This is a genomic window from Aquimarina sp. AD1 (assembly GCF_003443695.1).
Lineage (GTDB): Bacteria > Bacteroidota > Bacteroidia > Flavobacteriales > Flavobacteriaceae > Aquimarina > Aquimarina latercula.
Genome location: NZ_CP031966.1, coordinates 1,739,123 through 1,762,376, shown reverse-complemented (window position 1 = coordinate 1,762,376; position 23,254 = coordinate 1,739,123). Strand labels below are relative to the sequence as shown.

The 23,254-nt window shown below is 31.4% G+C and carries 18 protein-coding genes; 2 read left to right on the top strand and 16 right to left on the bottom strand.

Features of this window, described 5'->3' with window-relative positions; genetic code table 11:
* Positions 1-23: 23 nt before the first annotated feature.
* Together D1815_RS07970 and D1815_RS07965 are read left to right on the top strand one after the other, a co-directional pair.
* Entirely contained in the window at positions 24-473 is a 450-nt protein-coding gene (locus D1815_RS07970; RefSeq protein ID WP_027392913.1) for a hypothetical protein, read from the top strand.
* Positions 474-495: 22 nt separating this feature from the next.
* On the top strand, positions 496-1,848 hold the full coding sequence (locus tag D1815_RS07965; RefSeq protein WP_027392912.1) for a DUF5458 family protein: 1,353 nt from the start codon (positions 496-498) through the stop codon (positions 1,846-1,848).
* 52 nt (positions 1,849-1,900) lie between these two features.
* Here D1815_RS07965 and D1815_RS07960 read toward each other — a convergent pair whose 3' ends face one another.
* The 16 genes from D1815_RS07960 to D1815_RS07885 form a co-directional block, all read right to left on the bottom strand.
* Positions 1,901-2,275 (bottom strand): response regulator, encoded by a 375-nt coding sequence (locus tag D1815_RS07960; protein WP_118386561.1) that lies wholly within the window; start codon positions 2,273-2,275, stop codon positions 1,901-1,903.
* Positions 2,272-4,473, bottom strand: a complete 2,202-nt coding sequence (locus D1815_RS07955) for a PAS domain S-box protein (protein ID WP_118386560.1) — start codon at positions 4,471-4,473, stop codon at positions 2,272-2,274. The genes D1815_RS07960 and D1815_RS07955 overlap by 4 nt, the downstream gene beginning before the upstream one ends.
* Before the next feature lie 152 nt (positions 4,474-4,625).
* A complete protein-coding gene (locus D1815_RS07950; protein WP_118386559.1) occupies positions 4,626-5,021 on the bottom strand; it encodes a hypothetical protein in 396 nt (131 codons plus the stop codon).
* 121 nt (positions 5,022-5,142) lie between these two features.
* A complete protein-coding gene (locus D1815_RS07945) occupies positions 5,143-5,598 on the bottom strand; it encodes an Imm26 family immunity protein (RefSeq protein ID WP_118386558.1) in 456 nt (151 codons plus the stop codon).
* Positions 5,599-5,721: 123 nt separating this feature from the next.
* Positions 5,722-6,342, bottom strand: a complete 621-nt coding sequence (locus D1815_RS07940) for a hypothetical protein (protein WP_118386557.1) — start codon at positions 6,340-6,342, stop codon at positions 5,722-5,724.
* Positions 6,343-6,348: 6 nt separating this feature from the next.
* Positions 6,349-7,092: a hypothetical protein gene (locus D1815_RS07935; RefSeq protein WP_118386556.1), complete on the bottom strand. Its 744-nt coding sequence runs from the start codon at positions 7,090-7,092 to the stop codon at positions 6,349-6,351.
* A gap of 2 nt (positions 7,093-7,094) precedes the next feature.
* Positions 7,095-11,225, bottom strand: coding sequence for a DUF6531 domain-containing protein (locus D1815_RS07930; protein WP_118386555.1), 4,131 nt, complete (start codon positions 11,223-11,225; stop codon positions 7,095-7,097).
* Between the two features lie 2 nt (positions 11,226-11,227).
* On the bottom strand, positions 11,228-12,589 hold the full coding sequence (locus D1815_RS07925; protein WP_118386554.1) for a hypothetical protein: 1,362 nt from the start codon (positions 12,587-12,589) through the stop codon (positions 11,228-11,230).
* 6 nt (positions 12,590-12,595) lie between these two features.
* Positions 12,596-14,383: a type VI secretion system Vgr family protein gene (locus D1815_RS07920; protein ID WP_118386553.1), complete on the bottom strand. Its 1,788-nt coding sequence runs from the start codon at positions 14,381-14,383 to the stop codon at positions 12,596-12,598.
* Between the two features lie 427 nt (positions 14,384-14,810).
* Positions 14,811-16,283 (bottom strand): SH3 domain-containing protein, encoded by a 1,473-nt coding sequence (locus tag D1815_RS07915; RefSeq protein WP_118386552.1) that lies wholly within the window; start codon positions 16,281-16,283, stop codon positions 14,811-14,813.
* Between the two features lie 90 nt (positions 16,284-16,373).
* Positions 16,374-16,967, bottom strand: coding sequence for a hypothetical protein (locus D1815_RS07910; RefSeq protein ID WP_118386551.1), 594 nt, complete (start codon positions 16,965-16,967; stop codon positions 16,374-16,376).
* Entirely contained in the window at positions 16,968-17,960 is a 993-nt protein-coding gene (locus tag D1815_RS07905) for a hypothetical protein (RefSeq protein WP_118386550.1), read from the bottom strand.
* A gap of 2 nt (positions 17,961-17,962) precedes the next feature.
* Positions 17,963-20,173, bottom strand: coding sequence for a hypothetical protein (locus D1815_RS07900; protein WP_118386549.1), 2,211 nt, complete (start codon positions 20,171-20,173; stop codon positions 17,963-17,965).
* A gap of 8 nt (positions 20,174-20,181) precedes the next feature.
* The gene (locus D1815_RS07895) at positions 20,182-20,763 is read right to left on the bottom strand and encodes a hypothetical protein (protein ID WP_118386548.1); all 582 of its coding nucleotides are present in this window, start codon (positions 20,761-20,763) and stop codon (positions 20,182-20,184) included.
* 68 nt (positions 20,764-20,831) lie between these two features.
* A complete protein-coding gene (locus tag D1815_RS07890; RefSeq protein ID WP_118386547.1) occupies positions 20,832-22,364 on the bottom strand; it encodes a PAAR-like protein in 1,533 nt (510 codons plus the stop codon).
* Positions 22,357-23,244 (bottom strand): hypothetical protein, encoded by an 888-nt coding sequence (locus D1815_RS07885; RefSeq protein WP_118386546.1) that lies wholly within the window; start codon positions 23,242-23,244, stop codon positions 22,357-22,359. The genes D1815_RS07890 and D1815_RS07885 overlap by 8 nt, the downstream gene beginning before the upstream one ends.
* Positions 23,245-23,254 lie beyond the last annotated feature (10 nt).

Sequence of the window (23,254 nt, the reverse complement as noted above, 5' to 3'; positions counted from 1 at the left end):
CACAATCATTATTTAGAGAAAATATGAGCAATAACACATATGGATTAGGAGGAACAGAGGTAAAAACCGATGCTAGTGAAGCTATATTGGAAATCGGACAAAATAAAACACTTCTTGTTCAGAAATTAACTCAAGATCAGCCTATTAAGCCGCAGATTGTAAACGGTTTGACATCTATTGATCATGTATTTGAAAATTATAAGCCCGAAGTAGAGGTAGAGTTTGAAGATGCGGATGGAGTAGAAAGCAAAGAAACTTTGAAATTTAGCCATTTAGGTAATTTCGGAAAAAAAGGAATTATAGATCAGAGTAAATTTTTAAATGATTTAGATACTGAAAAGGATCAGTATTTGAAGGTGGTGAAACAACTTAAATCCAATAAGATCTTAAAAACTGCTTTAGCAGATCCAGATGCAAAACAAGCGTTGATAAGATCAATCGAATCATTATTAGCAGAATTACAGCAAGGTTAAAAGATAAAGACACATAAATCACATGGCAGCAGGAAAACAAGCTCAAGAGAGTGTTAAAATAGAAAATCCAGCAAAGGAATTAAAAATAAACGAAGAAAAGTTAGCTAGATATGGCGGTTTTGATCTTTTAGAAGCGTGTATCGATGATGTTCAGAATATGAACCCCGATCGTAAGGCCCGTAAAAAGATTTTTCTTACAGAATCAACCAAAAAGTTAGAAAGAGCTAAACTTCAAAAAACGTTAGAAATTTGGAGAGATGTTTTATCATCATCAGATGATATCTCTGAAATGGTTGAAGAATCAGAAAAACGTTCTGAAATTGCTGGAAAATCTTTGGAGAAAAACTTAGGTGCAGCATTAGAGCAGACTAGAGAACTTGAACAATCATATAGATCTGTGGCTTTATTCTTTAAGAATACAGAATCTCAAAAAGTTAAGAATATTAATATCATGAATGCTGAATTGGAGCAGTTAAAAGATCTAGATAATACTAGATTTATTGATGCAATCCAAGAAGAATTAGTTCAAGGGTATGACCGTCTTGATTTAAGAGATAATTATGGTATTTTAGTAATACCTGGTTACTTAGGATCTAACAAAGTAGTAGAAAAATGGGCTAAGATTGCTCATGAGAACAAGGTAATGATGATTACTGATTTCGAACATCTTGATGAGCCAGATGATGTTATGGAAATGTTTGAAGCTGCTAATCTTACTGGTGGAGATAAATACAGGTCTAATGTTATGATGGCTTGTAACTGGTTAGTAGGGAGAGGAAAACATGATGAAGTAGGAGAAGAAGACGATCTTTTTGTACCACCTTCTAGTGCATTAGCAGGACAGGTATATAGAACATTGATGTCTCAGGTTGCTGCGGGTAAGAAACATGGTGGGATTAATGAGGTAGATGGTGTTCGATTTGACCTAAAGAAAAGTGAGATTGCTCAGTTAGAGAAATTGGGATTAGTTCCTATGGTTAATGAGTATGGAAAAGTAATGGCGTTTTCTGCTAAAACGTTATTTAACGGAGATAATTTAGGATTACAGACATATTCTGTTGTTAGGGTATTTGATTATGTGACTAAAGTATTAATGGACTTCTTAAATAGAAGAGCTTTCGAAAACTTTAATGCAAGAACACGTAAGGAGTTGATGGGACAGATCGTTAAATTCTTAGATGGAATTACAGGTCCAGATCAATTAATTGAAGATTTTTCGATTAAGCGTTTCGAACAAGATCCGAACCAAAAGGATAGAGTATATTTAGATATACACATGAAACCTTATTTCCCAGCTAAAAACTTTATGATAAAAATGGATGGACAGAAAGGTGATGATGGTACCGATTGGGATTCTGATTATGAACAACAATAGTTATAACTATAATTAAATAAAAAAGAGCACTAATAATTATTAGTGCTCTTTTTTATTTAATTTTTGATTTTACTTTTGAAATAGCAGATATAAGTTTATCGAAATTAACAGGTTTAGAGAAGTATTTATCAAAGCCTATTTTGATGAATTTTTGAGCATCACCTGGCATGGCGTATGCAGTGACTGCGTATATAGGGATATTCTCTAGTACATCTAACTTTTTAAAACGTTTTAATAGTTCGCATCCATCCATTTGGTTTAGACCAAGGTTTATATCTACTAGAATTAGATCGAGGGTAGATTCATTAACCATCTTTAAAGCTATCGGACCATTTTCTGCAATAATTACATTAGATGAGTTTTTGGATAACATCCGATTCATAACCATTGCATTAATTTTATTGTCTTCTACGTAAAGTATATTCATATATTTTTTGGGATTGTAATAATGAATTTTGTTCCCTGATTCAATTTACTTATAACTTTTATTTTTCCTCCAAGGATTTCAATATATCTTTTTGATAAACTTAAACCAATTCCGGTTCCTTCGTATTTTCTACTCAGACCAATACTTTCCTGTATAAAAGGATCAAATATCTTTTTTAGACTGTCTTTTCCTATACCAATTCCAGAATCCTTTATTGTAATTTTTATTTTTTCTTCTTGTCCTTCTACTTTAACCAATACCTTTCCCTTATCCGTATATTTAATAGCGTTATGAATGATATTGTTTAAAGCAGTTCGAAAAATATCTTCATCTATAGAAGCAGATGGGCAATTTTCATCAAGTTTTAGAACGTAATTTAAATTTTTGGAGTTAGCAAAATGTCGATACTCTCTATAAGAAGTCTCTACAGTATAATTCATGTCAACTTCGACGTAATTTAGATTTTTCTGAATTGTTTCTATTTCACTAAAATGCGATAAATTGTTTATTGTTGCAAGAAGCCTTTCTTTACTTTCATCAAGATATGCACTTAACTTTTTTCGCTCTTCAGGGTTTTCTTCTCCTGATAGTAAGATATTACTTATCGTAACAATTCCATTAAGTGGTGTTCTTATTTCGTGACTAAAATTGGATAGAATGTTAGATTTTAGATTACTTAATTCCTGTTCTTTTATGTGAGCTTCTTTTCTAGCAATTTCTGCAGTTTTTTGCTCCGTTATATCGTGAAAACTAACTAAGATAGAATTTACTTTATTTTCTCCATCTTTAATAGGAGTGTATTTGGATTCTAACCATTGAGACGCCCCTTTATATGTGGTTCTTTCTATTTCTTTTTTTACAATATTGCCTTTTAAAGCTTCATTAAATTCGTGAAAAAATGTAGTTTTAAAATTTACAGGCATTACTTCTATAAAAAGAGTAGGTTCTTTTGTTGGATCTACGTTAAAATCTCTTTTTATAATTTTTAAAGAATCTTGATCTGCCATTAATATTTCCCCCGAAGTATTTAATAAAATGGTATAAGCAAAACCATTATTGATCATAGCTAATAATCTACTATGATTTTCTGTTATCGTATGCTCGTTTAGTTTTCTTTGATGAACATCGATAAGGTTACCTATCATTCTGGTCGTTTTGTTGTTTTTATCCTTTTTCCGGTATCCGTGGATTTCGTAATATCTATAATCTCCCTTTTTATTTTTTATTCTATAATGATTAAAATAATGATTCCCCGTTTTTTTTAATCCCTCTATATGTCGCTCAATAGAATCTTCTATATCATCTGGATGAATTAATTTTTGTAATAAATCAGTTGATATAAAATCTTTATCTAGTGGTAAACCTAACATTTTTTTAAAATCCGTACTATAATATGTAGCATTTATATCAAAGTGATGATCAAATAAACCAGAACGTATACCTTTTAATGCTAGACGTTTAGTTTCTTCGTTATATTTTAATTTTTCTAGATAATTCTGTCGTTCTGTTATATCTGCAAAACTTCCATTAATAAAAACTACTTTATCATTATGAATAATAGGTTCTCCTAATACTCTAATCCATTTTTCTGTACCTTTTTCGGTAATTATTTTTTCTGTGTAATCTGTTGGTTTTTTGTTGATTAGATCTTCAAGAAACTTCCAAATTTTTGGTCTTGATTCTGGGCGATAATAACTTATTGCTTTTTCCATTGTAATAGGAGTCCCCGGTTCTAAGTCATGTAAGTTGTAACATTCTTTAGAAAAAAACATTTCTTCACTAATGGGGTTATAATACCAAGCACCAGTTTTAGTTAATTTTGATAATGAAATAAGTGAATAGTGTTCTTTATTCTCCTCAGTAATATCAATTCCAGAAGCATAAATAAGATCTTCATAGAGAATGAAATCAAATTTAAGAGTAAGTATTCCTGTATTTGACTTAGGAGAAAATCTAAATGTATAGTTCTGCGGAGATTTAAGGTTACAGCATTTAGATATAATTTCTTCAAATTTACTTTCTTCTTCATCGATAATATAATCTCTAATCGATGACCCTATTATTTGATCATTAGGTAACTGAAACAATGCTTCACAGCGTTTATTGGCATAATGTACGTTCCCTTCTTTATCCATAATAATAAGATAAAGCATTGTTTTTTCTGTCAAAGTAACAAATTCTTGTCCCGTAAATGCCATAAATAATGTAGGTGATTAGCTTTTTAAAGTTACAAAAATGATTTATATAAAGAAGCTTTAGACTTCTTTATATCGAATTACAATTTTTTTGTAGGTTTTTAATTATTGTTTTTTTATAATTAATATGGGAGTATTGATATATAAAGAGGTACTTATTTAGGTCTTTTTATAAATCTATAAATTAGAATAATTACTCCGATCAGTATAAGTATGTATAATCCATAAGATTGCCAAAAGGAATTACTTTTGGTAGTGAGTAGGAGTGGTGTTTCTTTGTTGTATAAAATTTTAATTGTATCTCCTTCATTGTCTAATGGACCTATAAACGGGATATGCATTAGTTTTACGGTACTTGTGAGACTATCACCTTCTAAAGTTTTATAAGCAACTTTGGCAGTTGCAGAAGATCTTCTAGATCTAACTTTGAAATTAATTTCCTGGATTACCGCCTCGGTTTCAATATATTCTGTAGTAGTATCTTGAGCTATTAGTGAAAAAGAAGAGCAAATAAAAAAAATATGGATGTAATAGATTTTAAAATTTTTCATTGTTGGTCAATTAGAATTCTAAATATACTACATCGATATTGGATTAAGAAATGATACTTGTAAAACGTCTTTTTTATTTAAATAAATTAAAAATATAATCTAAATAATAGTTCTAGTGATATCAACTTTTCTTTGCTCTCCAAAACTTAATTATTTTTTTGATCTGAATATCACCTTTCGGAATATATGGTGGATATCTATTATCATCGGTACTATATTTTTCTTCTTTATTACCAAAGATATCTATTAAAGTAGGATTACTTTGATCTCCATATTCAAATTTAGTCGTTTCATTTTCTGGAGGTATGAAGTTCTTATTTTTATCTTTTACATCCCAGTTGCCCTCTTTACCAAGCCAAAACAGAGAATGGGAATCAATAATTTGAGGTTGAAGAAATCTAGAATCATAATTTATATTTAAATATTCATTCGGGTTATCACCAATATGATTAAAGATCTCTATGCAATGACCTATGCTTAGTTTAGATAATACTCTTGCAAATGCATATTCATTATTACCTAAATCAATACTTAAAATATCACCGTTTTCTAATTTTATTTTTTTTTGCTTTGGCATATTTTGTTTCTGAATATTTATCTCAAAAAAACTATTAATCTTGTATAATTTTTATGTTGTTGCCTTTAGCTGTAGCTGAAAATATTTTTTTTTCAATTTTCTTGTAGGTTATCATGTCTTAAACTACCAACTAGCTTCCATTTTTTTTATGATTTCTGGTTTTGATTTTTCAGTATCTAGCGAGTTTTCTTTAAACCATTGTATAGCAGTACTTTTATCAGTAACAAGAAGATGCATTGCAGAAATTCGTACTTGGCGTCTTATTTTTTTAAACTTATGGTAATCATTAAGCCATTCATGTTTGTTGTCAATTTCTTTTAAAATACTTTCTAGTGTTGGAAACTTGTTGAATAAATTAAAACCACCATCTTTAATATTTTCAATAATTTCATTGGCAACACTTTCTACTTGATCCGAATTATTAATAGGGATTGAAATAAAGTTGTTATCCGTATCTTTAAAGTGACCGATAGATCCAGTAATTATAGGATAAGAATTTAGAAAATCCTGAATTATCTTTTTGTCTAAAGAATTCACTTCCATATAATAAATACCCGATGTGACACCTATATATGTTTGATCTGTATGCGGAGTTCTTCCTTTTCTGGAAGAAAAAGAAATCACTTCTTCTCTTTTATGAAGTTTTTCTTTCTTAATAAAATCGTTTTTACCTCTTTTTGTATATCCTTTATCCATTAAAAAAAGGCCTACTTTATCTTTTATTGAATCTAGCAGTTTATTCATTTTTAATTAGATACAATATTTTTCTAATTCTGGATAATCTCCGAACCAGAAATTGAAAGCTTCTTTGTTAATTCCATTTTTCCCTAACCACCAATCAACCGGATAATTCCAATCAGAACTATGAGTTTTCGTCGGAGCAATAGCCAAATTAGTATATTTATTTAATAAACCTTTATGTTTTTCTGTTTCTAAAATACTACAGTAACCTAAAGTTTCTAGAAGTACCTGCCTTTGTTCAGAATCAGATTTAAATCCTTTTATTTTAGAGATTTTTTTTTGTAACTCTTTTTTTACAGTATCCTTGTCGTTTGCATTTTCTAATATATCTAATATTTCTAAAAATATTTTATAATCTTCTTTTTTAGGTTTGATACTTTTTAATTCATTCGTTTTCTTAAGATAATAAAAATAGTCTAAGAGATCAAAGCCTGTTAATCCTCCAATTTCCTCAAAGGACTCTTCCACTAATTCAGTATCGAGCTCAATTTGTTCATAATTAGAACAAATATCACATGGTGATATTCGTGATGGTTTTTGATTTTTTACAAGTTTGAATTTGTGTTTCGGGAATGATTGTAATATTGCAAAAACTGGTAAGCCGCTTCTGAAACTTAAATCATTTGAACTCAAACTCGATAAGAATGCAGATGTGTATTTTGTTTTATCTGCTTTTTTATATTCTACGAAAATTCCTTCTATTAATTCATCGTGACTTATGATATCTTTTTCTAATAGTTTATCAGTATTCATAATTATTTACAGCCTAAATCTTTAAAATTTAATTCATCTAATGTTGGTAATTCACTTACTTTTTTACCATTTAATAGCTTATCAGCTGCTTTGAGTCTTCTTTTACCTTTAGTCTTTTTCTGTTTTGCTTCAGACATACCATTTATTTTATTTCCTCTAGCTTTATCGCTATTCTTGCCCAGTAAATCATTTTCAGCAACTCCCCGTTGTTCAACACCTCTTACCGTATCCTTTGGAGTTTTAACTGGTGTTTTTCTTTTCAAAGTATCTCCTTCACCGAATCTAGCTCCATCTGTTCCTGTAGTTTTAGAATGCCTCCTTCCTACATCTTTCATACTTTGATTGTCAGAGGCTCTACCGTGATAATATGCATTACCATTTGAATCTTCTAAAACGTAATTCCAGTCTAATCCAAAAACATCAATTATTGAGTTAGTGTCTGAAACATAATTATATAAATTATATTCTCTACTATTAATTCCTATAGGATCTTGTGATATATACACTCCTTCATCAGCGGAATAATGCCTAAATCGGTTGTAATACAACCCAGTTTCTAGATCTTCATATTGTCCCTGGTATCTAAAGGGACAGTCATTCAACGAACCTTTTACAAGTTTACGTACTTTTCCATAAATATCATACTCGACTTGCCAGGTTTTTTCTCCTTTACTATTATACATCTCTACAGGAGTACCTAAGTAATCTGTTATGATAGAGTAGGAGCCTTCTGCTGTTATCTTTGCAGCAGGTTTAAAGGTGTCTTCATCAAATACCCAAGTAATTAAATTTTCAACGGGTTCTGGTTTACTTTCTTTAAGCATACCATATTCATCTACTACTAATTCGGGTCTTTGATTGAGATCATATTTCCATTCATGGAGAGGTACGTTGCCGTCCCACACAAACCTTGTTATTTGCTTATTGGCCTTAGACAGGCTCAGGCTGACATCCTTTATCTTAGCGGTACGACGACCAAGTGCGTCGTATTCAAATTCAGTAGTGCTATTTTTTGGATCAGTAACTGATCGTAGCATTCCGTTGCCGTACCAAGAATATTCAAATGTGCCAGTGGCACTGATTTTGATAATAAGATTTCCTTCGGCATCGTACTTAAATTTATTTCCATTGGCTTCCAGTAATTGTCCTCCAGTTCCATATTTTCGATCTCCTTTACTCTCAGTTCTGTATAAATTACCTACTTCGTCTGGTAGTTTATAGTCAAACTGTTTGTTTTCATATCGTGCTCCTGCCAAATTATTGAACTCATCATAGCTATAGGCTACAGTTCCATTGGTTAATTGATCTACCATTTTGGTGAGTCGATCATTTACGTTCCAGGTATAGGTACGATGACGCATTTCTTTATTGGCAGAGGTTACTTTGTATTGTATTGGTCTGCCCGCTTGATCATATTCGATATGATTAATGACACCACCAGGAAGCATTCTTTCTACTTCCATCCCTAGGCTATTGTGTGCAAATTGTGCATTCCAAGCTTTAGTTGATTCTTCAGTTTGAGATAGATTGCTAGCATTTATTTTTTCTACCAATCCAAGTTTATTTCTTGTCAACGCAATATTGGCTCCAAGACTACTTGTAATGTTAGTTCGATTGCTTAAAGAGTCGTATTCACTTTCTACCAGGTGTCCGTCTTGATTTTCAGCGATTATGCGTCCTGCAGTATCTCGTATGAGTTGCACACGACTATTTTCATTTACAGCTTCAATCAGATTACCGTTAAGATCATAACTATAGGTTTCCCATGTACCATCGCTGTATTCTGCTCTTGTAATTCTACCGTTAAAATCATATTCGTACTCCGTGTATTTATCATCGGGTCTATTTACTTTTAATACTTTTCCCGCTCGGTCCCGATCATATTTTCGGGTAAGTCCATCAAAACCAATTTCTCTAATAATTTCCCCTTTTTCATTTCTAGAAAAACGATAATATTCATTGTGCTCATTGGTAATAGTATTTAACTGTTCTTCGGTATCATACTTAAAAAATACTTTTCTGCCATTTTCTTCTCGCATTTTGAGGCTTCCCATCGGAGTATAGTCAAAATTCACTTCACGTTTCTTTTGATCTATAGATTGAATCACCTCATCATAGGCGTTGTATTTTAACTTAACCAGATTGGTGTCCGCTTGTCGTATTTGATAAATACGGTCTAATTCATCATAAAAGAATTGTTGTTGATGGTCTTCAGAATTTTTGGTATGTAGACATCTTCCCCAAGGGTCATATTCCCAAGTAGATTCGGCATTATTAGGTAGTGTTAATTTATTTAGGTTATGATCTTCATCATAATTTAGAAAAGTCCTATTCCCTGCATTATCTCTTATTTCCTGAATTAACCCTTGGTTATTGTATTCAAAAGAGGTAACGCCTCCATCTAATCCAATTACAGCGTGTAGACGGTCATTTTCAAAAGTTTTTACTATAGATCCTCCAGCTGGGTCTTTAGTAAGAACCAATCTATCTTTTTCGTCGTAAACAAATCCAATAACGGAACCATCAGGTTGATGTAAACCAATTAAATTTCCTCTATCATCATAACTATATCCAGTAATATTTCCTTCTTCATCAATATCGCGATACGGTTCCATATATGGCGTATATTCATGGAAAATATGATCTCCCATTGGATCGGTAACTTGTGTACAAAGATTTTGATTGTTAAAGTAATAGATACTCTCTTGATCTAGTGAATTGGTAATTACATTATACCCTTTATTATATTCAATTGTTCCTGATAATATGCCTCCATCTCCCCAAGTTCTAATACATTTAGCACCAGTTGTTTTTCCGTCATATTCCCAATAGAATGCCTGACCATTACGATCAGTTTTCCTTATCATTAGGTGATTTTCATATTCCATCACCGTTTTTTGATCTAATGCATCAATAATTTCAATTAAATCTCCTTCTTCATTATAAGAATATTTTACTAGCGTTCTGGTTTCCCCCTGATGCGTAGCGGAAACTTTAGTTATTTTGTTTTCTTCATTCAGATCTAAATCAATTCTTCTGCCAGCAGTATCGATGATTTGTTCTAATTTATAAACAGCGTTATAAATGAATTGAATTTCAAAACCTTCAGGATTTTTTAAACTTGTCGGTTTGTATAATGTATCCGTATATTTCTTAAATGTATATGTTTGTTGTGATTCATTGTCAATAACTTCATAGGTGCTACCATCAATAAAGGTAAGTGTTAGTTTTTCTGTTCTGTTATAAGAAGTTTCATTTTCTGTAAGCAACATTGGGAAAGAAGTTATTCTTCCATCTGGTAATCGCATTACGATGGAATCCTCATCATAATCAACGTGTAATGAGAGATCATAATTGCAATGCATTCCATGTCCCATCATTCCTTCATATCCAGAATCTGAATACCAATTTCGTTCCCAACGAATAGGTATTGGTCCAGCTATGCTAAAATCTTCTCCTTCATATACCATACGACCTGTAATTAGGTCAACCGGTTCGAATCCCATTTTACACATTTTTTTACTAAGACCTTGTGTGGCAGGAAATTTCTTTAATACTTTATGATTTAATTTGGTCAATCCTTTTCCAGCTCCTTTCATAAGAGCACCAAAACCGTATGACATCACTAAAGCCATTAGCATTCCCATCAAATCTGGAGCATATGGTCCTCCAACATTAACAGGTTTTCCCATTGGTAAAGGAACACTCATTGACGATGGCAGATACAAACTAGGAATTGGTTTCATCTTTTTTCCAGGAGTCAATGACAACGGCATCCCGATGTCATTACATGTCATTGTCATATATCCCGCAGGAGTAAAATAGGCATCTTCTGCGCTTACTTTTGTGCTTCCAAAAAAGTTCATAGAATCGTGACCAATCATCGGAGCCATTGCAAACGGACCTCCCATAGGTATATGAACTACTGTTCCGATCATTCCTGCTGTTCCACTATTTCCTTTGGGAACACAGTTTACATTTACGGTAGATCCAATAATAGGAACATAATCCATAGGATCAATAACCATACCTATGTATGGATGAGGAATTGGTATAGGAACTCCAGGCGGAACGATTATGATATGTATATCAATTCCGATGACAGGAGTAAAGTGTTTACTTGCTAATAACATATCTAGAACCAGTTTAAAATTGAAAGACTTTTTTTCTCCATTTCTTTACGATGTGTTTCTACTTGTTCTCTCCATTCTTCTCCTTCAATTTCTTTCATGAAGAGATCAATAGATTCACATTCTTCAGTATTTCTGTTTTTTTCGCAACTGTTATAATAATCCGCTGCGATATATGCCATACACGTAGATTTTATTAGTTCTGTTGGCAATGTTACTCCATATTGGTATGCCTCAGTAATAATAGTTGTATAGCGTTTCTTGTCTCTTTTTTTTATTACATTATATCCCAACCACCATGCTGTCAATGCTTGTGGACCAAAACCATATTCAATAGACATTTCTGCTTGTTTACAAAATAAATCTGCTGCTGTGTCTTTTTGTTTTTGTAATTGCTTACAACTTGCTTGATACCCATAATTTTGTACAATAATTGGCTTACAAGTATCATCACCTACTGATAATCCTTGTTTTGCTATAGCCATACCTTTTTGTAGTAATTCTTCTATAATTTGATATTCTTTGAAATTGAAAAGCATTCCAGCATATATGACATGAGCAGTAGCAAAGGCAGATTTACTTCCAGATTTCTGAGTAATCATTAATCCTTTTTTACCCCAATTATGAAGTCGTGGGAGATTTTTTTTAGTTACACTTTTAGACATTTCGATCATGCATTGTCTAAATTGAACTTCTGGATCATTCGGATCTCCCGCAGCTGCTATTTTGTTAATAGCACCTTGTAAATCAATGGGCACAGCTAAAGATTTAGAAACATCCTGATGTGTTTTTATAAGTTGATCAAAATGTCTTTCTTCTACATAATCAAAAAACATAAGTCTTACTTTATCTGGCATCCCTAATTGTATAAGGTTGTCAATCCATTTGCTATAGTCCTTAGTGTCTTCTATAGAGTAGGGGTAAAGCGATAAAGTTAAATGTAGTTGAGGGTTAGGCATTGCTTTTTGAAAAGTACTGAGCATCTCCAATAATAAAATATTACAATCAGTATTCTCATTTTCTAGTTTCGCTTCATAGTCCGCAATATTCCAATTGAATTTTAAGTTCCTAACTTTTAGTTCTTGTTGTAATTTTTCGTCTTTTTTAAAAGTTTCAATCCAATCTTCTATTAATTTTCTGCTGTGAGTTTCTTTTGTTTCGAAAGCCGTAAGCAACACAATTGGAACATCGGGAAGTCCTCCATTTGGAGTAGATTCTAATCTTAGAAACCCCTCATATAATCTAGCTTGATCAGGTTTGATTAACCATCGCACCAATTGAATATGATTATACGGACTGACTTCATTAATCCATTTTTGTTGGATTGTAGTAATTAATTGCGCTATAGGATTATGCTCATTATTCATGATATATTACCCACAATTTAGATTTAACAAACCTCCTTTTACATTAGTCATTGCTGTACCATCAATATCCGTCATTCCTTTACTAGTAAGCTTTAGTTCTGCTTTTCCTTCTACCAAAGTACTAGGTGCTCCGACTTCGACCTTGGCTCCACTATTGATAGTAACTTTAGCACTACCATCATTAAGGATTTCTTTGGACTTAACATTTACATTATTTGTGCCGTCAATATTTACGGTCTCCGATGCATTAATATTAATTTCTTTAGAAGAAAAATTAATTTTTTCTGGAGCACTGATGTTTATTTCTTTTTTGGAAGTGTCTAAGATGATAGAATTCCCATTTTTGTCAGTAATAGTAATCGTTTCTTTTCCGTCTTCATCAGAGAAGGATAGTGTATGACCACCTCGAGTTTTGATCGCTTTGATATCATTCTTTTCAGTTTTCCAATCTCCAGCATTACTACCTCCCGTAAAAAGAGCTCCCATTACATAAGGTCTTTCTGCATTACCTCCTTCAAAACCTACGATAACTTCTTCATCTTTTTCAGGTGTAAATTGAAAACCTTTACCACCTCCTGCATGCGGAGTTAAAACACGAAGCCATGGGGTTTCTTCTCCGGTTGCTTTTTGCCATGGAAACTGAACTTTTATTCGACTCATTCCTTCTGGATCGGCATTATCCATTACAGTAGCTACTTGTGATTCACTCTTTGGAAATGCCATCATATTAGTATTAGGATAGACATCTAAATCAGCAGTTACTCCTACAAAACGATTTTGATACTTTCCATTTTCCGTAGAATTATGAGATACACTTATAATTCTAAAACTTCCATAATCAGAGTTTTCTCCTTTTATTTTTACAACTTGACCAAGATTTACACCAGGATTATCACTTACTCCATGTATTTCAACTTGTCTTACTTCTGTTGCTTTCTTTTGTTGCTCTACGTGTTTGTCTAGTCGTTTTTTTAATTGCGGATCATAATATGAGTTTACGTAGATGCTTGTTTCTTTAGCAAAGATTGCCTCACTTTTTTGACTTGTAAAACCATTAAATCCATTGACACCAGAATTTATTTGGGCAGTAGCCATTTCGTGCTGCTCATCGGTTAGGTAATCATTCGTAAAATATTTAAAATTATTAGGAGTAGGATTGAGATTTAAAGAGAATTCTTGTAAATCATGGCCGTAATTTAGTTCTGTTGCTTCTTTATCTTCGGGTTTTCCGAATACTAGTTTACTACCATCATAAAAAAACCATTCGCTGTACTGGGCAGCTAATCTACTAGCATATTTGAAAGCGCTCTCATTATGCTGTACGCTATAATGAAGACTTTCTGAGTTTTGAGGACTAATATTAGTATCAAGTTTAGACTTATCATATCCCTGAAAAGTTTTATCCAATATTTCAGAAAGTCCAACATCACTATGAGAGTCATAATGTGGACCATCATCCGTAATAATGCTGCAAGAATGTGCTTTTATAGAAACTAGATCACCGCTTTGTTGATGAAATCCTTTTGTATTACTTACTGAGGTAACAATACCTTTAAACTCTAATTCTTTATATCCGTTTACAGTATCTAAAGAGGATACTTTTACGGTTAGAATTTCGCCAAGATAATTTTTGCTTTCCGAGGCAATTTCTCCTGCGATAGTTTCTAATACATCCATTCGACATAAAAGTTCTAACGCATGATGTGCATCAATTTCTTGATGTAACATTAGTCTTTTATAGGCTTTTATAGGAGATCCTCCGATAAAAATTTGTGTGTTTGATTGCAGTGCCATGATTTTCCTTATTTCCAGTTTTGTAAAATGCCCTAATGCTAAAAACTCATTATTTAGTCAACTATTAGTATACGATTTATAGTGATAGTTAACAGTTCGAACGATTTGGGGAAAGAATGTATATTCGAATTGTGTAAAAACTATCAAAAATAGTACCTAACTATTCTCTTATAAAAATACTTAAAATTTTAAAAATCTTATAGTTAGCAACGTTATTTTTACCTTTTCTTACACAAAAATGGGTTGTTTTCCCCCTTTATTTTGTACGTTCTACTTTATATACAATCTATAGTGTAATTGTTACCCCTATACATTAGAAAATGTTTTATAGGTGTGTGATAGAAATTTATGGAAGGGAAGCGGGTATTCTATTTTGGACAGACTAAAACCTCTAAGATTATTGGAATAAAATGTTATATTAAGTTTTTTATTTATGTATTTTAATATGTATATTCTGATAGGATTTATTATAATTCCCCGAGCTTTCCCACATCGTGGCTATAGGAGTTGCTTTTACTAGAAAAGAGAGATTAGAAGTCCAGAGAATTTCTGTGTTCTCCATATTTTGTCCCCAATAAACTATTTCTATTATACGTTTTAAAGTAATTTGATTCTTATTGTCTATTGTATAAATGAAAAACTCAGAACGATGATTATACGGATTAAAATAAAAACAAATTATAGTTTTTTTGTCTGGCGAAATATGTGGGTAATTTGGGAACCTAGTTTTTATTTCTCCATTATTTTGATCAACAAAAAAGAAATCTCCTTCTTCAAAATAACTTCCTGCTATTAAGTGGTAATTGAATGATTCTAAAAATCCAATATATTCATAAGATTCCGTACTCTCTAGGTATTTTGTGTTATTAACGAATGTTTTTTTCTTCCCATTTGTTAACGGTAGAGTTATTTCTCCTTTTTCTATTATTACGTTATCATTTTTGGTGATAAAATTAGTGGGGATACTATTGGGTAGTTTTTCTAAAATAATTGAGTATATATCATCTAAACAAACCCTTTCTCCGTTATTAAAAGGGTCTTTATCATCCTCTGTAAGCATATTTGGACATAATTGAGTATTATATAGTTTTAATGCGGTATCATCAACAAGATATCCATCAAAAACATATCTTCTTTTGTTGTAACCAGATTCATAATTACATATTTCTACTATAGAGCCATTTATGATTTTTCCATTATCATTTACAGATAATTCTTTATTGGTATATTTTATAATATTTACTTTTTCTCCATACAGTAATTTTCCAATTTTGTTTCCATTTTCATCTCTGATATTAAGCCCATTTAATGCTTGTACATATTTTACTGCTAATGGATCAAAATAATGAATACAGGTATCTGGGATGTCTCCATTGTAATATTCTTTTTCACTAACAATTTCACCTGTATCTTTAAAAATAAAATTTATGTATTCTATCTGTTCTGGTTCGATATATAATGCATCCATTCTGTGAATACGGTGTCGGGTAATAGTACTTTCTGATAAAGTCCATCCTTCTGCGTTTTCATCCATTGCAAGTTGCTCTGAATCGATAAAGTTATATTCTAAATCGTAATTTACAAGGGTGGTATGAAGTTCTTCGCCCCAATAATAATAAAGGACCCAAGTAATATAGTTTTCGGATAATTTGAGGTTATAAAGTACTCCACAATCTACTTGTTTCCAATCTTCTGTGATTTTATCAAAATGAAGTGCTTTTTTTTGAATTACTGTAATGTGATTCGTCGGTGCGTTATGATCTAATTTCGTTTTTTCTTCTAGTGGAACTTCTTTAGTAGAATAATCGTTTAAAAACTTATAATTAAACTTCTCTTGTCCAAAAGATAAGGTTACAGTAACGATAGAAATGAGCAAAATGAATATTTGAAGGCTTTTCATAAGATTAATAAACTCCTGTTAGATAATTGTTTTCGAATTGATATAATAGTTTTTCTCCTTGAATACTACTTTCTTATTCTTTATGAAACATTAACATGGAAAGAAATAACGAAGCTCCACTAGTTTTTCGTTTCGAAATGTAAATATATAAAGATCATCAGATAAAGGATGTGAGAACATGTTGATTGTAATTATTCCATTTTTTTCCTTACTCTTATTTTTTACAAAGGAAACAGGGAAATCTTCTTTAAAATTTAGTAGCGTATATTTTTTTGAAAAAATAACATTCTTATGTTTAATGGTAAAATTAGAAGATTTTAAATCTATTTCTCTGAATACATATTCAGTTTTTGATACTTCAATTTCACAATTTAGATAATTCCATATTTCATCAGAATCATCGATAATAGTTCCACAATCATCTATCTGTTTTTGGATAGTATCAGGTTTTTTTATTAAAGGTTTTAGGGCATCTAGTTTTCCTTCAAACGGATATTTGCTGTTTATATATAAAGTCTCGGATAAATATTCAACTTCTGATTGGTCCCTTAAAACAGCACCTTGTTCTATAGTTGAAGAAGTACTTTTTTTATTTAAATTTGTGCTTATTTCTTGAGAACTTATCTTTGTTGTATAACTACTAAGAAATAAAATAGATAGTATTAAAGGTAATATGTTTTTCATTTACTTATTTCCAATAATTTCTCTTTTAAGTAGAACTCCTTTATCTGAATATTCTTCGGTCATTAGAAGTTTATCTGTTTTTTGGGTAATGGTATTTATTACGTATCCTTCGTCATTTATCTCCTCAATAGTTTCTAACATATAATAATACCATTTTTTAACAGGAATTCCATTGGAATATTTGGCTTCAACATAAGTTTCTGAATTGACATAACCATAATTTGGTTTTTTTTCTATCCAAGATCCATGTTTTAAATGATCTTTTATTAAACCTTTTTCATATTTGTTTTCATATGATCCATCAGATTTCTCAAAATAATTGATTAAAATCCCTTCATCATTTAGGGTGAACTTATTTAACATATGAACATAATATTCATTATTTCCAGAGACACTACTTATGGTTCTTGTGTTAATGATATAGTTATTGTCGATAAACCAATATTTAGAGGTTTCTGTTAAATCCCCAAATAAAGTATAACCAATATTATAAAGTTTGATTAGTTTGTTTTGTTTTTTTATCACTAAACAATATTGAATTTCCAAGTTATTATTATCATTACATTTCTTAGAGACTTTTTCAATAGAAATATCTAATCCCTTTTTTTGAGGAAGTTTTAAAATATGTTCAAACGAAACAGATTTGGAATCTTCTAATAGTTCTTTTATTTCATAATAAGGATATTCGATAGGTATGTTAGAGGCCAAACATTTTGATTCTTTTGTAGAACTGATTTTATCAAAATGATGTGATATAGAATCTAATGTTGAACTTAATTTTTTGTTGTCAAAACTTACAACTTCTGGGAAATCAGTAAGTATTAGTTTATTTCCTACGGGTAAAGAAATAGAAAAAGAATCGAGATTAGATTCATCATTACTACTAATCGAAGTAACTTCACTTGTTTTATTGTTATGATATTTTTTTTTATAACAACTATTCAGGGAAGTGAAGAGTATTAGCAATATAAATATGGACTTCAACACTTTCATTATTATTTATATTTAGCTTTAAATTTTATTGTACCATTCTTAGGAGCTCCTCCTGAATGTAAATGATCATTATGACCTCCTAACGCGGTAGCTCCGGTTAAACTACTAAATTTTGATTTAGTACCTTTATATTGAACTAAAAAACCATAATCTTTTAGAGCATTAATAAGTTTTTGTTCTCTCGTATTGTCTATATAGCTAGTATCTATTGCATAGCCATTATTGTGAGATAAACTTGGGTAACTACTTCCATCTTCGTAACAAGATCCTCCACTTTTAATATCTTTAAAGCCACATTTTGCTAATGCACCAATAAATGCTGCAAAAACTTCTGGCTGACTAAACCTTCTTAATGTTTGATGCCAGACAAACTTTATCAAAGTGTCTCCGTTTTTATAGTTTAATCCGTTATAAGGAAGCTTAACCATTGTTATTTTTTCGTTTAACGCTTTATAATATACATGGGTATAACCCCAAGATCCTTTTTCTCCTTCGGTATAAACATCTTGATTGCTTAAGATATAAGATTTATATGCAGAAACCCCAGTTATGTTTTTAGATTTATAATCAACAATTGTTGCGGAAGCTTTTTCTGTGGTGTTTAACACTTTAGCTTTATTCCCACTTCCCATCTTCAAAGTTTCATATATCTCACATTCACAAACATTGTGTTTTTCCCCATTTTTATCGTGATACCTATATTTCACTTTAGTTAATCCTTCTAAATTTAATTTACTCATTTTACCATCGTGATATACGTGAATAGTATTTGGTGTAATTAGTTTTAGAGTTCCAATAAAATCTTTTTTTATAGTGGTGTTAGGGCTTTGAACACTATCGCATTGTGATGTTAACCAAAGAGCAGTGGTTTCTCTTTTAGAAATTTTAACCCCTTTTATAGTATTTTCATACACCCAATCTTTTTCTACTTTATGATCAGGAGCTCCTCTGTAAGGTTCTATTTGGATAGTTTTACCCTCCAAAGCTTTGTCAAAAACAATAGTTAATTTATTAGTGCCGCCGGTTTCAGTAACGGTTCCATCAGCAGCTGTAGTTTCTACTACATCTATCAATTCTGATTTAGCATATGTATATAAACCTGCTTTACTTTTGGCATCTATTACAGTACTCTTATCATCAACATAAATACACCAGCGGATGTTATTTTTATCTTTGGTAGTAGCGTTTGATTTATATTTATCTATTGTAAAAACAGCATCTTTCCCTAGAATGCCAATGTCTTCTGGGCCACTTATTTTTTTAGGATAACTTTTTTTGTTTTCTTTTTTATCTGCATCAGCATCGCGGGTAAGCGTAATAAAAGTTTCGGCAGCTCTTGTTGTAGCTAATGTCTCGGAATCTTCTATAGCTTTTTTGCCTTCTTCAGTTTCATCTTCTCGGATATATAAAGCTTCTTGCCAACCCTCAAAACTTTTATGTGTGTCTTCTCCTTCAGTTTTGATTTTGTCTTCTTTAGGGCGCAACTGTATTTTTTTGATACCTACTTCTATTTTATTTTCGTTTTCTTCTTTATACAAAAATAAATCATCCCCATCTTTGTTTCCATTTTCTTCTTTAACGTCTATTTCTATCCAATCACTAACTTCTGTATCAGTACTAGTGTCTTCTTTTTTAGCAAAAACCTTTACTGGTAAAGCATCATCTTTGGTTTTTAATAACTTAAGGACTTTTTCTTTTCCTTCTTCTTTTTCGTGAATCTTGATCTTTACCGTTTTATTTTTAAGATTTTTGGTTTCCGTAATGAGGTATACCTCATACCCCATGGGTGCAGAACTAATCTTTTTGTAATATATCTTGGTTTCGTTTTTATATTGGTCAAAGGTTAAGGTGCTATCTTTTGCATGACTTTGTAAAGGCCATTTTTTACCTGTTTCCTTTTCATTAATAACTTTTGTAATATCTTTTAGCTTTACTTCCTTATGTTGCGATGATAATTCATCATTTATACTTTTATGAATAGCTTTGGCTACATTGGATCGTTTTGTTTTGCTATCGGTACTCGTTTCTTTATCAAACGTATATTGATAGGTGCCATCTTTTAAGGATTCTTTTTTTAATGTTTTTTCTGCAAAATAAGCGCTAATAACTTCAGGTTCTAAGACATTTTCTAAGGTCAACGTTTCATTATAAGTGAATCGTCTGTCAGCCGCTGTTATGGTATCAATAACTATTTCTAATTCCTTATTACTCATAGCATCCTTTATTTATAATTTAACAAAAGCGATGTTCCCTTATTACTATAGGTTATATCTAAAATGTTAATTTCCTGTTTGTTATTTATTTGATAAGTAAAGATATTGTGTTCAAATTGATGTTTTAGCTTTTTTGTTGTTTCAAAAATTTGATATAACCCTTCTAGTGTAAGTTCTTCATTATTTATTTCGAGAATACATCTATTACTTTCTTTAGTTTCTTTTATAGTATAAGAAGATGATTGATACGTATCACCGATATCAATATTTTTTATAGTAAAATTTTCTTCATCAAGTTTGTATTCCATCACCATTTCTTTTTCACGGACTCGATCTAATGATTGAGGTGGTGTATAAAGTGATATATCTGTTGCTGTAAGCGATAATGAGGTACCGTATTGATGATCCTGGTATGTTTTAGGTAAGCTGTCCATATAACTAGAGTTTTTTAGAGAGTCTACAAAATGCTTCTGAGCCTCTATTTCTGCTAGTGTAAATTGATGTATTTTTTTTAGTCCAGTAGTGTTGTTTTTTAAATTAAAGACATAATTAGCGTCATAATCATTAAGGGATGTATAACGAATTTCCATTTCTTGTTTTTGTGATTTACAAGAAAGCAGGAGTGTACAAATCAATATGGATATATAACTATATCTTATCATAATTCTATGTTTAGCATAATTGCAAATGGTTGAAACTTATTTTTATCTTCTACGTTTTTAAAATGTTGAAGACAAAACATAGATACTAATCCAGGGATCCATTGTTTAGCCATTCCATCAGCTCCTCCATCTTCCCATCCAGCTCCGAAAGTATCAAAAAATGAAAGGTTGGTAATCGTGGCGCCAATTTCACCATTTTGATCATAAATTTCGTAATTAGCTAAGCAACCTTGAATACCTCCAACAAAAGTTGCAATTTCGTTTACATTGGGATTCATTCCCTGTAAAGCGCTGTAGTAGGGTAGGCTAGTTCTAAAATTATATACTTTTTGCGGATTTTTGGTTACGTAGTTGTTTTTTTTATATTGATCTACCAATTCTTGTTCAAGTTTAGGTATAAACTCATCCTTGAACTGGCTGGAATCTTTGATTTCCCTAACTGGGTTTGATTCGTTGTCAAAAATAAAGTTACTCCCATGTCCATCAAAAAAGTGATTGGCCAAATCCCTTCCGTTTTTACCAAACCCATCTTCGATATCCGAGAAGCTCCATAAAACCGCTTTCATTTCTGTTTTAAGCATCGCAGTAGGGTAGGACTTAGTAAGATTAATGTTTGTAACATCATATCCAGACATTCCATTTTTTTTCATTAAACTTTCACTAGGAGCATCCGCATAGATCCAATCATATGCGCGCTTACCCTTAGAATTAACAATAATGATCTTTCCATTTTCGTTAATACGATTTCCTTTATTAACAACTCCAGTTTCTAAAATTACCTTTTCAGAAGAGTTTCTATTTGATGGTTCATTATTAGTTACTGTAGTTGGTGAGCTATTAGAGTTGGAAATTGCTGTTTCTTCTTTTTCAGGTTCATCAATACATACTAGATCTAAAGCTACTGTACCATCTGCTTTTACATTTCCTGAGTAGATTAACTCATTTTTTCCTTCTTTTATCTCCTTACCGTTTTTTGCTTTTACTCGTACTTCTACTTTTTCGCCAACTTCCATGTTTTCCGTTTGTACAAACATGGTTGCTTTTTCTCCATAATTGATTTTATCAATCTTTTCTTTACCAGCAGCATCCATCCAATAACTTTCTACTACCTTGGGAGCTTTGTCGTTGCCCATCATCGCACCAGGAATAGTCATTGCAATTTCCTTGAATTTTTCACTAGCATTACCACCAGTATTGATCTGCATAGGTTGCATAATGGTAACTTTACCTCCAGTACCACACATACATTCAGAATCTTCATATAAGAACTTTTTACTTCCTCCTAATGTTGAGGTTTTAGTAGTTTTAGTCCACTTTTGTAGCGCTGGAATACAAGGTAAATATCCACCACTAGTTGGTTTTAGTTTACATTGTCCGAAAGTAGCAGGCACCTGAACATCCATATCCGTAGCTTTAAACTTGCCTTGGATTTTCACTTTTTGATTTTGCGTTACTAAAAGCTTAGCAGGCACAAAGCCCTGATTACATTCTAATAATGCGCCATCTAATACATATATTTTACTACTCATCTTTTTCTAAATTAAAGGTTATGGTAGTTGTTTTTTTATATAATTCCTTTACTTCGAAGGAGTAATTTAATTTTCCTTTGGTTACCAATCCAAATTGGGGTTTTACTTTATAAGTACCTTTATACTCAAAATCTAACGTGTGTTTATCACCTGGATTCGTTGGTAATTTGCCTAAAAATCCGTTAAGCTTAGCTAATGGAAACTTTTTATGATCAATATCCATTTCGGCATCTGATGTAATAGTTACCTTGGTGAACCCAATATCTTGTTTAGAAATCTTTTTTTGCTCTAAAATTGGGATGTTTATATTACCAAGGGCATTGGCAGATACTTTAACTTGTTGTGCTAACTTTTTATCTTCAAATTCTTGATAAAAAATATTAGTAAAAAAAAATTGATAAAAATTATCTTCTAAAAATACGCGCTGAATATTATCTTCTTGTAATTGCCAATCAAAATCACTTGTCATTTTAAGCAAATCTGGGTATTCTTCTAAAAGATCAATTTTTACTTCTTTCCATTTTTGTCTTATTTCTTTGGTGTTGTTTACTTTATTCAATTTAAAACTCTTGTCAACTTTTAGTTCTAAAATATCATTAACTGAAGCAACTTTTAGCGCAATTTTTTGTGCTTTATCTATCTTACGAATAACACTAAATTTTTCATTTAATAGGAATCTCTTTTTAACTTCCATTCTATAATTTAGAAGCCCTTCTTGATCAATTCCATAAAAAGTTAAATCAAATTCGATCCCCACAGCAGCAGAGGATTTATTTTTACCTTGTTCTATAAGGTTAACCACCTCAGAAGTATAGGTGCGTGTAATTCGCTCTCCATTGAGTTTTATAATCTGATTGATATGGGGTAGGGCACGTTGCATGATTATTTTG